At 66.6% G+C, this 12,846-nt stretch carries 11 protein-coding genes and 1 tRNA gene; 8 read left to right on the top strand and 4 right to left on the bottom strand.

Annotated features, from left to right (window positions below; all coding sequences use genetic code 11):
• Nucleotides 1-9: 9 nt before the first annotated feature.
• From RF701_RS06300 to RF701_RS06290, 3 genes are all read left to right on the top strand, one after another.
• Nucleotides 10-699 carry an ATP-dependent Clp protease proteolytic subunit gene (locus RF701_RS06300; RefSeq protein ID WP_238940863.1) on the top strand — a complete coding sequence of 230 codons (690 nt, stop codon included), beginning with the start codon at nucleotides 10-12 and terminating at the stop codon, nucleotides 697-699.
• 133 nt (nucleotides 700-832) lie between these two features.
• A complete protein-coding gene (clpX, locus tag RF701_RS06295) occupies nucleotides 833-2,098 on the top strand; it encodes an ATP-dependent Clp protease ATP-binding subunit ClpX (protein ID WP_203309483.1) in 1,266 nt (421 codons plus the stop codon).
• 165 nt (nucleotides 2,099-2,263) lie between these two features.
• Nucleotides 2,264-2,803, top strand: coding sequence for a CPBP family intramembrane glutamic endopeptidase (locus tag RF701_RS06290; RefSeq protein WP_308814443.1), 540 nt, complete (start codon nucleotides 2,264-2,266; stop codon nucleotides 2,801-2,803).
• A gap of 86 nt (nucleotides 2,804-2,889) precedes the next feature.
• On the opposite strand, the gene RF701_RS06285 is transcribed toward RF701_RS06290, so the two are convergent.
• The 4 genes from RF701_RS06285 to RF701_RS06270 form a co-directional block, all read right to left on the bottom strand.
• Complete coding sequence (locus RF701_RS06285; RefSeq protein WP_308814442.1) at nucleotides 2,890-3,471, bottom strand: isoprenylcysteine carboxylmethyltransferase family protein; 582 nt, start codon at nucleotides 3,469-3,471, stop codon at nucleotides 2,890-2,892.
• Nucleotides 3,468-3,710, bottom strand: coding sequence for a hypothetical protein (locus RF701_RS06280; RefSeq protein ID WP_210358049.1), 243 nt, complete (start codon nucleotides 3,708-3,710; stop codon nucleotides 3,468-3,470). The genes RF701_RS06285 and RF701_RS06280 overlap by 4 nt, the downstream gene beginning before the upstream one ends.
• Entirely contained in the window at nucleotides 3,707-5,425 is a 1,719-nt protein-coding gene (locus tag RF701_RS06275) for a M1 family metallopeptidase (protein WP_308814441.1), read from the bottom strand. The genes RF701_RS06280 and RF701_RS06275 overlap by 4 nt, the downstream gene beginning before the upstream one ends.
• Nucleotides 5,426-5,553: 128 nt before the next feature.
• Nucleotides 5,554-7,257, bottom strand: coding sequence for a M1 family metallopeptidase (locus tag RF701_RS06270; protein ID WP_308814440.1), 1,704 nt, complete (start codon nucleotides 7,255-7,257; stop codon nucleotides 5,554-5,556).
• Between the two features lie 163 nt (nucleotides 7,258-7,420).
• Between RF701_RS06270 and lon the strand changes: the two genes are divergently transcribed.
• The 5 genes from lon to RF701_RS06245 all read left to right on the top strand — a co-directional run bounded on the left by lon (nucleotide 7,421) and on the right by RF701_RS06245 (nucleotide 12,843).
• Nucleotides 7,421-9,817, top strand: a complete 2,397-nt coding sequence (gene lon, locus RF701_RS06265) for an endopeptidase La (RefSeq protein ID WP_308814439.1) — start codon at nucleotides 7,421-7,423, stop codon at nucleotides 9,815-9,817.
• Nucleotides 9,818-9,954: 137 nt separating this feature from the next.
• Entirely contained in the window at nucleotides 9,955-10,227 is a 273-nt protein-coding gene (locus RF701_RS06260) for an HU family DNA-binding protein (RefSeq protein ID WP_203309477.1), read from the top strand.
• A 64-nt stretch (nucleotides 10,228-10,291) separates the two neighbouring features.
• Nucleotides 10,292-10,366, top strand: a tRNA-Val gene (locus RF701_RS06255).
• A 385-nt stretch (nucleotides 10,367-10,751) separates the two neighbouring features.
• Nucleotides 10,752-10,988 carry a DUF5818 domain-containing protein gene (locus tag RF701_RS06250; protein WP_308814438.1) on the top strand — a complete coding sequence of 79 codons (237 nt, stop codon included), beginning with the start codon at nucleotides 10,752-10,754 and terminating at the stop codon, nucleotides 10,986-10,988.
• A 202-nt stretch (nucleotides 10,989-11,190) separates the two neighbouring features.
• The gene (locus RF701_RS06245; protein ID WP_308814437.1) at nucleotides 11,191-12,843 is read left to right on the top strand and encodes a hypothetical protein; all 1,653 of its coding nucleotides are present in this window, start codon (nucleotides 11,191-11,193) and stop codon (nucleotides 12,841-12,843) included.
• Nucleotides 12,844-12,846 lie beyond the last annotated feature (3 nt).

Genomic DNA, 12,846 nt, shown 5'->3' with positions numbered 1-12,846 from the left:
GAGACATCCATGCACAATCCGTTCGAGACCGGCGATTTCGCGAACCATCTGGGGCGCGCGGGCCTTGGCTTGCAGCAAACCCAGGCGGGCCTCGTGCCGATCGTGATCGAACAGTCGAACCGCGGCGAGCGCTCGTTCGACATCTTCAGCCGCCTGCTTCGCGAGCGGATCATCTTCGTCACCGGCGGGGTCGAGGACGGCATGGCCAGCCTGATCACCGCGCAGCTGCTCTTCCTCGAGTCCGAGAACCCGAAGAAGGACATCTTCATGTACATCAACTCGCCGGGCGGCGTCGTCACGGCGGGCATGGCGATCCACGACACGATGCAGTACATCCGCCCGCGCGTCGGCACGGTCTGCATCGGCCAGGCGGCGTCGATGGGCAGCTTCCTGCTCGCCAGCGGCGAGCCCGGCATGCGCATCGCGCTGACCAACGCGCGGATCATGATCCACCAGCCGTCGGGCGGCGCGCAGGGCATGGCGTCCGACATCGAGATCCAGGCCAAGGAAATCCTGCGCATCCGCAAGCGGATGAACGATCTGTACGCCCAGTACACCGGCCAGCCGCTGGAGGAGATCGAGCGTCGCATGGATCGCGACACGTTCCTCGAGGCGCATGAGGCAAAGGATTTCGGGCTGGTCGATGAGGTGTTCGACAAGCGCCCGACGCCGGCCGACGAGGTCGCGCAGGCGGCGTAACGCCCCGATGCCGCGCCGGGCGCCCGCCCGGTTGCGGCCGTTAGGGACGTTTGACCGTTGTGGTTTGCGTACCGGCCGGGTTACCATGCCCGGCCTCACCAGCGGGAATCTCCCCCGCGACAAGGAAGTTTGAATGACGAAACTGAGCGGTGGCGACTCGAAGAGCACCCTCTATTGCTCGTTCTGCGGCAAGTCGCAGCACGAGGTTCGCAAGCTGATCGCCGGACCGACCGTGTTCATCTGCGACGAATGCGTCGAGCTGTGCAACGACATCATCCGCGAGGAGACCAAGTCCGCACTGGTCGCCAAGAAGGATGGCGGTGTGCCGTCGCCGCAGGAAATCTGCAACGTGCTGGACGATTACGTCATCGGCCAGAAGCAGGCGAAGCGCGTCCTTTCGGTGGCGGTGCACAACCACTACAAGCGGCTGAACCATGGCGCCAAGGGCGCGGACGTCGAACTCGCCAAGTCGAACATCCTGCTGGTCGGGCCGACCGGCTGCGGCAAGACTTTGCTCGCGCAAACGCTCGCGCGCATCCTGGACGTGCCGTTCACGATGGCGGACGCGACGACGCTGACCGAGGCGGGCTATGTCGGCGAGGACGTTGAGAACATCATCCTCAAGCTGCTCCAGGCGTCCGACTATAACGTCGAGCGGGCGCAGCGCGGCATCGTCTATATCGACGAGATCGACAAGATCAGCCGCAAGGCGGAAAATCCGTCGATCACGCGCGACGTGTCGGGCGAAGGCGTGCAGCAGGCGCTGCTCAAGCTGATGGAGGGCACCACCGCCTCCGTCCCGCCGCAGGGCGGCCGCAAGCATCCGCAGCAGGAATTCCTGCAGGTGGACACGACGAACATCCTGTTCATCTGCGGTGGCGCGTTCTCGGGGCTCGAGAAGATCATCGGCGACCGCCTGCAGGGCAAGTCGATCGGCTTCGGCGCCTATGTCGCCGCGCCGGAGGAGAAGCGGACGGGCGAGTATCTGCGCCAGACCGAGCCCGAGGATCTGCTGAAGTTCGGCCTGATCCCCGAATTCGTCGGTCGCCTGCCGGTGATCGCGACGCTGGAGGACCTGGACGTGACCGCGCTGGTCAAGATCCTGTCCGAGCCGAAGAACGCGCTGGTCAAACAGTATCAGAAGCTGTTCGAGATGGAGCAGGTGGAACTGGACTTCACCGACGACGCGCTGACCACGGTCGCCAAGAAGGCGATCGAGCGCAAGACCGGCGCCCGTGGCCTGCGGTCGATCCTGGAGGGCATCCTGCTCGACACGATGTTCGACCTGCCAGGCATGGAAGGCGTCGACGAGGTGATGATCGACAAGGACGTGGTCGAGGGTCGCAAGGAACCGATCCGCGTCTATGCCGAGAAGAAAAAGGACGGCGCCGCGGCCTGATCCGCAGCGCACCGCTGAAAAGGGAAGGGGCGTCGCGCGAGCGGCGCCCTTTTTCGTTCTCACTGGCGGACAGTGTCGCGACGGTGCCCCGACCCAGGGATAGCAGCCGCGTCATCGGGCATTAACGCCTCTGCGGCCATGGCAGGGTCGCAAGGAGGCGCGGGCATGATGGAAACGGCGGCGAGCGACGATCCTATCGTCGAAAGTCCTGCGTGGCGCGCCGGGCGCGGGCCGCTGAAGGTGCTGCCCGCGCCGTTGTTCGAGGACCGGCGCGCGTGGCTCGCCATCCTCCTAGGCTGGGTGCTGGCGCTGGCGGGCAGCGTCGCGATCGGCTTCGTCATAACCCGGCTGGTGCCCGGCGGAGCGGGGCCGGACCTGGGCGAGGCGCCCCCGATGGTGTTGTGGGGGATGATCGCGCTGTTCAGCCCGATCACCGAGACGCTGCTGATGGCGGGCGTGCTCGGCATCCTGCGGCGCTTCCTGGGGCCGTGGCAGGCGGTGATCGCCAGCGCGATCCTGTGGGGGTTGCTCCATTCCACGCTGGCGCCGCTGTGGGGGGCGGTGATCTGGTGGCCGTTCCTGATCTTCTCGACGTTGTACACCACATGGCGGCCGCGCGGCTTCTGGGTTGCGGTCGGCGTACCGATGATGGTGCATATCCTGCAGAATGCAGCGCCCGCGACGATGATCGTGCTGGGGCGATAGCACCGCGCGCGTCGCACATTCATGGTGCCGGCGCGGCTGATACCGTGCCGCCGGTCCCCCGCCACGCGCTCGGTGCGGCTGACCTGTCAGAACAGGCCGGGGACGAAGCGCTTCACCCGGCGCGCATAGTCGCGATAGGCGTCGCCGAACGCGGCCAGCAGCAGTCCCTCCTCCACCCGAATGCGGAGCCAGGTGCCGAGCGCGTACAGCGGCAATGCCATGACCAGGCGCGGCACGTGACCGAGGGCGATGGCGGTGGCGAGCAGCAGCAGCGCGATCGCGACGTAGATCGGGTGACGGACATGGGCGAACGGACCGGCGGTGACGAGCGCATGGTCCTGCCGCAGCCGCGCGACGACGCTCCAGTTCCGTCCCATCGTGCGGCGTGCCCAGACGAACAGGCCGATCGCGCCGACGAGCAGCAAAGCCGTGGCGGCCGCGAGCGCCAGCGATGGAAACCCCAACGGATCGAGCGCCATGGCGATGGGGCCGCTGCCGCAGACGGCGAAGGCAATGCCCTGGACCATTATGCCGAGCAGCGAACGCCCGTCGCGCCTTGCCCCTTCCTCGTCGCGGCGCTTGAGGCGCGCGGCGAGGACGAGCGCGGCGAAGACGACGAATCCCGTCGCGAGGACGGCGAGCGCGGGGAGGCCGGTCGAATGGCTCATCGCGGGCGCTGCCTTGCGGCAAGCGCGAGGCCGGCGGCGACCTGCACCAGCGCATATAGCCGGCGGCGGCCGGGCCGGTCGACGAACGGGGCGACGACCTTCTCCGCACCCAGCGCCTCGTCCTTCCACAGATCGACGTGGCGGCGGGGCTGGACGAGGCCGAGCAGACCGTCCCCGACCATGAAGATCGCCGCCATCTCGACGACGCGCGGCGCCAGGCGCGAGCTGGGCCGGCTCATTGCGTGCGCCGCGCGGACTGGGCGGCGCGCCAGGCCTGCATGTCCTCGACCGCCACGCTTCGACGCAGGATCTTCGCATCGGGATCGACCACATAATGGGTCCCCGCGGGGATGGTCAGCGTCCCATGGCCCTCCGTCATCGCCAGCGTGGTCAGCTTGCCGGCGACGTCGACCTCGACCGGCATGGGGAAGGGGCCACCGCCGGGCACGTTCCACGCCAGCGTCACCGCATCGCCGCTGCGCGTCTCGAGCAATTCGGGCAGCTTGGCCTGGCGGAGATAGACGTCGAAGAACCAGCCGTAATCCTTGCCCGTCACTTGCCGGACGAAGCCTTCATATTCGCGGCTGGATCCGAAACGCGGCTTGAAATTGCCCGGCCTGGGGTCGAGGCGACCATAGACGGCGAGGCGCGTCACCTTCCAGAAGGCATCGTCGCCGATCAGGCCGCGCAGGGTGTGCAGCATCCACGATCCCTTGACGTAAATATCCTGGCCCGCGCCGCCGTGGTCGGTTTCGTAGACCTGTTCCTCGGTCAGAACCCGATCCTGGACGATCGGAACCTTGTTCATGATCGTCGCGCGCTGGCCCTGCAGCATCGCGGCATAGCGGGCGCGGCCCTCCCGCCACAGGCCATAGGCGGGCTGCATGTAGCTGCCATAGCCTTCGTGCAGCCAGTAATCGTCCCAATTGGCCGCGGTCAGCTGATTGGCGAACCATTCGTGCGTGAATTCGTGCTGGAACAGCCAATCGAATCCCTCGATCGCCTTGGCATATTCGTTGCCGTAGGCGTTGATCGTCTGATGCTCCATGCCCTTGTGCGGGGTCTCGACGACGCCGACCTTCTCGTCGCCGAAGGGATAGGGCCCGACATTGGCCTCAAAGAAGTCCAGTGTCGGTGAGAATTCGTCGAACAGCTTTTGCGCCTGCGCCTTCTCGCCGGGCAGATACCAGTAGAACATCGGGATCGAGTTGCCGAAGCGGCTCTTGTAGCTGCCCTCGATCACCTCATACGGCCCGACGTTGAGCGCGATGGCGTAGGTATTGGGATTGCGCGTGCGCCAGTTCCACCGGGTGCGTCCGTCGGGGAGCTGGTCCACCGAGAGCAGCTTGCCGTTCGACGGCGCCTTCAGCCCCTTGGGGACGGTGATGTGGATGTCGACGACGCTGGGCTCGCCGGTCGGAAAGTCGAGGCACGGCCAGAACAGGTCGCAGCCATAGCCTTCCGACGTGGTCGCGAACCAGGTGCGGCCGTCGGGCGTCTTCGACCAGACCATGCCATCGTCCCAGGGCGCGCGCACCGCGACATGCGGCTGGCCGCCATAGGTGATCCGGGCGCTCACCGACTGGCCAGCGGCGAGCGGGCGGGGCAAGGCGACCGCCAGCTGGCCCTCCGGATTGGTCCAGGCACCTTTCGGCAGCGGCTGCCCGTCGATGCTGATCGCGGTGACGGGCAGGTTTCGGTCGAGGTCGATCAGCAGCCGGGTCAGCGGCGCCTTGGCGGTGAAGCCGAGCGTCGCGACGCCATTCAGCGTCTCGGTCTCCGGCAGCACCTCGAACGACAGGTCGGCGGTGTCGAAACGCAGCGCCATCTGTTCGGGCGGACGCTCGCCGCCGGACTTTTGCGTCTGCTCGGTGATCGGCGGCTCGCCCTTCTTCGGCAGGCCGGGAGCGGCGGCGACCAGGGCGAGCGCGGAGATGGCGAGCAATGTCTTCATGGTGTCCTCTCTCGAAGCCCCTCCCGCCTGCGGGAGGGGTTTGGGGTGGGCCTGTCCATCTGCGTCGGTCTCGCAGAGGCCCGGGCCCACCCCCGGCCCCTCCCGCACGCGGGAGGGGAGTGAAGCGTCTACTTCTTCGCCGGCGCCGTCGACGCCTTCCACGCCTGGAAGGCGTCGACGGCGTCGTCCTGCTTGAGCAGGCGGCTCATCGGGTCGATCACGACATGCGCGCCTTCCGGCACGGTAATCGTCGCCAGGCCCCCGGTCATCGGCACCTTCTCGACGCGATCGTCGATCTGCACCTCGACCGGCAACGGGAAGGGCTTGTTCAGCGGCGTCTGCCATTTCAGCGTGAGCTGGCTCGCGTTGCGGTTGGCGACGAGCTTGGGCAGCGCGGCCTGGTACAGGTAGACGTCGAAGAACCATTGCCAGTCCTGACCCGTCGTCTGGTTGACGAAGCGGATGAAGTCCGGCGTCGTGCGGAACACGGGCTGGAAATTGCCCGGCGCGGGATCGGTGCGGTTGTAGACGAGCAGCTTCACCGCGTCGAAGAACGCCTTGTCGCCGATCGCATTGCGCAGGGTGTGGAGGATCCACTCGCCCTTCGTATAGATGTCGCCGCCGCGGCCCGGCGCCTTCTCGTACACGTCCTCGGCGGTCTGCGGCTTGCCGGTGACGAGCGGCGACTTGTTCTGGATGCCCGGCCGCGCCGCCAGCATCATCGCGGTGTAGCGCCCGTCGCCTTCGCGCCAGCGGCCGTAGAGCGGCTGCATATAGGCGGTGAAGCCCTCGTGCAGCCAGAAGTCGTCCCAGTTCACCGCCGTCATCTGGTTGGCGAACCATTCGTGCCCGAATTCGTGCTGGAACAGCCAGTCGAACCCCTCGGGCGCCTTGGCATAGGCATTGCCGTAGGCGTTGATCGTCTGATGCTCCATGCCCTTGTGCGGCGTCTCCACGACGCCGACCTTCTCGGTGTACCAGGGGTAGGGGCCGATCACGCCTTCGTAGAAGTCGAGCGTGGGCGCGAATTCGGCGAACAGCCCCTTCGCCTGCTCCGTCTCGCCGGGCAGATACCAGTAGAACATCGGAATCGTGTCGCCGAACCGACTCTTGTAGGTGCCGGCGATCTCCTCGTACGGCCCGACGTTGAGCGCGATGCCATAGAGGTTGGGATGGGCGACCTCCCAGTTCCAGGTCGTGCGCCCGTCCTGCAGCTGATCGACGCCGAGCAGCCGGCCGTTCGACGGCGCCTTCAGGCCCTTGGGCACGGTGATGTGCAGCGTCACCTTCTCCGGCTCGTAGGTCGGATAGTCGATGCACGGCCAGAACAGGTCGCACCCTTCCATCTGCACGGCGGTCGCGATCCAGGGCTGCCCCCCCGGCGTCTTCGCCCAGACGAAGCCGCCGTCCCACGGCGCCCGCACGGCGGTGTGGGGACGACCGCCATAGGTGATCTTGACGATCAGCTTGGCGTCCTTCGCCGCCTTCTTGGCGAGCTTGATCGTCATCCGGCCCTGCGGGTTCTGGAACGACGCGTCGACTCCGTCGACCGTCACCGCGGTGACGGTGTAATTGTTGTCGAGATCGATGACGACCTTGTCGGTGCGGTCCCGCGTCGTAAAGACGAGCGACGCGACGCCGTTCAGCACCTCGCGGTCCGGATCCACCTCGAACTGCAGGTCGGCGGACTCGAACTTGAGCTTCTTCTGCGCCGGATCGAGCTGGCCGCCGGAGGCGGAGACTTGGGCGGTGATCGGCGGCTTGCCCGGCTCCGCGGCGAAGGCGCTGGCCGACAGGAACACAGCAGCGGCAAGCGTCAGGCGAAGCGTCATCGTATACCCCTTGTTGCAGTGGCGTGGTTTCCACGTCGTGCGGGGCGCTGGCAAGGGGCTAATGACGCGATCGGCTGGCCGCGAAACGATTGATGGACGCCGCGGCCTCCCCATATAGTGTGGCATGAGGCCGCGCCCGGTTCCGGGCGGCCGCGGAGTTTGCATGCACACCATCTATCCCGTCCTGCCGCTGCGCGACATCGTCGTCTTCCCGCACATGATCGTTCCGCTCTTCGTCGGCCGCGACAAGAGCGTGTCCGCGCTCGAGGCCGCCATGGCCGCGGACAAGGAGATTTTCCTCGTCGCGCAGCTCGATCCGGCCGAGGACGATCCGGCGCGCGAGGACCTGTACGAGGTCGGCGTCACCGCCACCGTGCTCCAGCTGCTCAAGCTGCCCGACGGCACGGTGCGCGTGCTGGTCGAGGGCAAGCAGCGCGGACGCCTGACGACGCTGGAGGAAGGCGAGGGGCATCTCGTCGCCGCGATCGAACCGATGCAGGATGCCGAACCGCAAGGACCGGAGATCACCGCGCTGATGCGCTCGGTCGTCGAGCAGTTCGAGAATTACGCCAAGCTCAATCGCAAGCTGCCCCCCGAGACGGCGGTGCAGCTGGGCGAGCTGGTCGAGGCGGCGAAGCTGTCCGACGCGCTGATGGCCAATGTTCAGGTGAAGGTCGCCGACAAGCAGGCGCTGCTGGTCGAGACCGATCCGGCCAAGCGGCTGGAGATGGCCTATGCGCTGATGGAGGGCGAGCTCGGCGTCCTGCAGGTCGAGAAGAAGATCAAGAGCCGCGTCAAGCGCCAGATGGAGAAGACTCAGCGCGAATATTACCTCAACGAACAGTTGAAGGCGATCCAGCGCGAGCTGGGCAACAGCGACGACGAGAGCGACGGCGACGAGATCGCCGAGCTGACGCAGAAGATCGCGACGCTCAAGCTGTCGAAGGAGGCGCGTTCCAAGGCGACCGCGGAGCTGAAGAAGCTCAAGACCATGGCGCCGATGAGTGCCGAGGCGACCGTCGTGCGCAACTATCTCGACGTGCTGCTCGGCCTGCCGTGGGGCAAGAAGAGCAAGATCAAGAAGGACATTCCCGCGGCGGAGGCAGTCCTGAACGAGGACCATTACGCGCTGGAGAAGGTCAAGGACCGGATCGTCGAATATCTCGGCGTGCAGGCGCGGATGAACAAGCTGAAGGGGCCGATCCTGTGCCTCGTCGGGCCGCCGGGCGTCGGCAAGACCTCGCTCGGCAAGAGCATCGCCAAGGCGACCGGGCGCGAATTCATCCGGCAGAGCCTGGGCGGCGTGCGCGACGAGGCCGAGATCCGCGGCCACCGGCGCACCTATATCGGCTCGCTGCCGGGCAAGATCGTCACCAACCTGAAGAAGTCGGGGACGAGCAACCCGTTGTTCCTGCTGGACGAGATCGACAAGCTTGGTCAGGATTTCCGCGGCGATCCGGCATCGGCGCTGCTCGAGGTGCTCGATCCGGAACAGAACGCGAAGTTCAACGATCATTATCTCGAAATCGACATCGACCTGTCGGACGTGATGTTCGTGTGCACCGCGAACACGCTCAATCTGCCGCAGCCACTGCTCGACCGCATGGAGATCATCCGGCTGGAGGGCTATACCGAGGACGAGAAGGTGGAGATCGCCGAGCGGCACCTGCTGCCCAAGGTGATCGGCGAGCATGGCCTGAAGGACGGCGAATTCACGCTGACCAACGCGGGCCTGCGCGCCCTGATCCAGAAGTACACGCGCGAGGCGGGCGTGCGCACGCTGGAGCGCGAGATCGCCAAGCTTGCCCGCAAGGCGCTGCGCCGCATCTTGGAGGGCAAGGCGGAGAGCGTGACGATCACGCCCGACAATCTCCATGAGTTCGCGGGCGTGCAGAAATTCCGCCACGGCCTGTCCGAGGAGGAGCACCAGATCGGCGCGGTCACCGGCCTGGCGTGGACCGAGGTCGGCGGCGAGTTGCTGACGATCGAAAGCGTTACCGTGCCGGGCAAGGGGCAGGTGAAGACGACCGGCAAGCTGGGCGACGTCATGAAGGAATCGGTGCAGGCCGCCCTCAGCTTCGTGCAGGCGCGCAGCCCGAGCTATGGCATCAAGCCGTCGCTGTTCCACCGGAAGGACATCCACATCCACCTGCCCGAGGGCGCCGTGCCGAAGGACGGTCCGTCGGCCGGCATCGGCCTCGTCACCTCGATCGTCTCGACGCTGACCGGGGTCGCGGTGAAGAAGGACGTGGCGATGACCGGCGAGGTGACGCTGCGCGGTCGCGTGCTCCCGATCGGCGGACTGAAGGAAAAGCTGCTTGCGGCGCTGCGCGGCGGCATCACGACGGTGCTGATCCCGCAGGAGAACGAGAAGGATCTGGCCGAGATCCCGCAGAACATCCGCGATGGGCTGACCATCGTGCCGGTCAAGCACGTCGACGAGGTGCTGGCGCTCGCGCTGACCGAGCCGCTGGAGGCGATCGACTGGACCGACGCGGACGAACTTGCCGCGCTGCCGCCGCCGGGGGTTGCGTCGGCGGGCGTCGAACGCCACCACTGATCGTCACAATTCCGTCATCAGCCTCCGCCATCCCGCGCCGGGACGGCGGGGGCATTGACTCGTACCGTACGGACGGCCTTACTGGAAGTTCGGCCTGTCGACACGATTCTCAATGGTTTAAAAGGGGGCAAACGTTCATGAACAAGCAAGAGCTGATCGCCACGGTCGCGGACACTTCCGGCCTTGCCAAGGGCGACGCGACCAAGGCGGTCGAAGCCGTGTTCGACGCGATTTCCGCCAGCCTGAAGAAGGGCGACGAAGTGCGCCTGGTCGGCTTCGGCACTTTCTCCGTCTCGAAGCGCAAGGCGTCGACGGGGCGCAACCCGCGCACCGGCGAGCCGATGACGATCAAGGCGTCGAGCCAGCCGAAGTTCAAGGCGGGCAAGGGCCTGAAGGATTCGGTCAACTGATCCACGAAGTTCGGGCTGGACAGGCGGCGTGCCGCCGCCTAAAGGCCCGCCTCCGATAGTTTTCGGGCGCGTAGCTCAGCGGTAGAGCACACCCTTCACACGGGTGGGGTCACAGGTTCAATCCCTGTCGCGCCCACCATTATAGCCCGCCAGGTCGCCAGACCGGCGGGCTTTTTGGTTTCATGGCCCGATGCCATAAGGGTCCGGGGCATGGGGAGCGGCGAACCGCGCAACACCGCCCATGCTCCGCATTGCGTCCGGGTCTGCCTTGGCGGATAACAGCCATAGAGCCGCCACGCACGGCTCTGGGGATTAGTACCCCCCACCTAGACGGTAGATGCTGACCGCAACAGCGTCACACTTCCTGAACCTTATGGTCGGGGAGCCTGTGACGTATGTCCAAGGCTTCCAGCCCAAAGGTCATGGGACCAATCTAGGTTGGTGTACTAACTCCCCGATCACCAAGGGTCGGAAGTGAACCCAAGCGGGGGCGTACCGCATCGGACTTCCGGGGAGCAGCGGACATGCCAAGAGGTACCCGGCACGTGATCACCGGCACGCTGAGCTGGGACGATCGCCGGTCCAGTCATCGTATCGACGTCGAGGGCGGGGGCTTTTGGTTCGTCTCCATGCCGCGCGCCGCCGTCGCGTTGCTCGGCCGGCGCGTGACCGTGGACGGTGTGCGCACAGGCTTCAACATCTTGGACGACGTCGCGGTGATGGCGACCGACGCCACGGACGACGCAACGGAGCGACCCTGACGGGCGCCGATCCCGCTCCTCGCTGACACCCCATGATGTCATGAAAGTGTCGCATCGCTGACGCGGCACCGTCACACGAATCTCATTCTCATGTCATTTAAGGCGCCTACCCGCCGGTTCGAGACCGGCAGGGGGGATGCCTTGGCCGGTCGCGGGCGCCTCTGCCCGACATCCAACGACACGACGACTGGGAGCATCGATCATGGCGGCCAAGACGCGCTACGGCAATTTCCTGATGATGACGAGCGCGAGCCTGGCGCTGGCAGCGTGCGGCGGCGCGGACAATGTCGCGTCGCCCGGTGCCGGCAGCGTGACGATCGTGCAGCCTGCGCCCGCGCCGTCGCCGACGCCGACGCCGACCCCGACGCCGACCGCCGCGATCACCGCCGCGCAGTTCGCCGCCGCGACCACCGTCAACGGCATCACCGTGACCGCCGACGAGCAGCTTGCGATCGTCAACGCCGGCAGCAACAACAACGTCAACGGCACCGGCAGCACGATCAACGGCATCTATCCGACGAGCGCGACGTCGCTCGCGACCGCAGGCGATCCGGCGCGGATCGACGGCTTCTTCACCTCCACCAACTATGTCGGCGCGTTCAACGGCCCGACCGATACGAGCTTCCAGGGCTGGACCTGCAACTCGACCTCGGCGGAATTCGGCGGGTCGGGCGCGCGCTGCACCGCGGTCCCCGCGGTCGGCACGCTCGCGTCGGGCGCGTCGTGCCCGACCGGCACGAACACGCCGACCGGCACGACGACGGGCGCCGCCAACGTCGCCACCGTCGGCGGCTTCAAGGTCTGCGACATCCCGCAGGCGATCACGACCAGCCTGACGCTGCCGCGCATTCCGGGCATCGCCTATCGCTTCACCGGCCAGACCGAGGTGGGCACCGATGTCGGCACGACCGGGGCGAATTCGGGGGTCACGCTGACGATCGAGCCGGGCGTGGTGATCTTCGCCAATGCCAACGAGTCGACCAACGACCTGCTGCTGGTCAATCGCGGCTCGCGCATCCAGGCGGTCGGCACCGCGACCGCGCCGATCATCTTCACCTCGCAGCAGAACATGGTCGCCAACGGCGTATCGGACGCGAGCCAGGGCCAGTGGGGCGGCATCATCCTGCTCGGCCGCGCGCCGACCGGCGTCTGCCGCAGCGGTACGGGCCCGAACAACGCCGCGGGCTCGTCGACGACCTGCGAGCAGGCGATCGAGGGCGTGACGGGCCGCTTTTACGGCGGGCCCAACGCCGCCGACTCGAGCGGCCAGATGTCCTATGTCCAGATCCGCTATTCGGGCATCGCGATCAGCGACGGCAACGAGTTGCAGGGGCTGACGCTGGGCGGAACCGGCTCGGGCACCGTCATCGACCACGTACAGAGCCACAATTCGGCCGACGATGGCGTCGAGATCTTCGGCGGCGCCACGAACATCAAGTATTTCGCGGTGACCGGCGCCGACGACGACGGCTTCGACATCGACAACGGCTATCGCGGCTTCATGCAGTTCATCGTCGCGGCGCAGCGCGTGCTGGGCGCGACCGCGGACAGCTTCTCGACCGAGATCGACTCGAACAACGCCGAGGACCTGCTGCCGCGCACCTTCTCCACCTTCGCCAACTTCACCTTCATCCAGACGGCGCTCGCCCCGGCGGCGATCCGCCAGCGCGGCGGGTCCGACATGCGCTTCGTCAACGGCGTGGTGAAGACGCCGGCGAGCGTCGCCTGCGTCAACATCATCGCGGGCGAGCAGACCGCTGGGGGCCGCACCACCGTACGACCGGCCGACAGCACGCTCCAGGACTTCGGCCCGCCGTCGTTCAACTCGGTCTATTTCGCCTGCAACGGCCGCTGACGC

This window comes from Sphingomonas sp. GV3, assembly GCF_031082075.1.
Taxonomy (GTDB): Bacteria; Pseudomonadota; Alphaproteobacteria; order Sphingomonadales; family Sphingomonadaceae; genus Sphingomonas; species Sphingomonas beigongshangi.
This window is presented reverse-complemented; position numbering and strand designations above follow the sequence as displayed.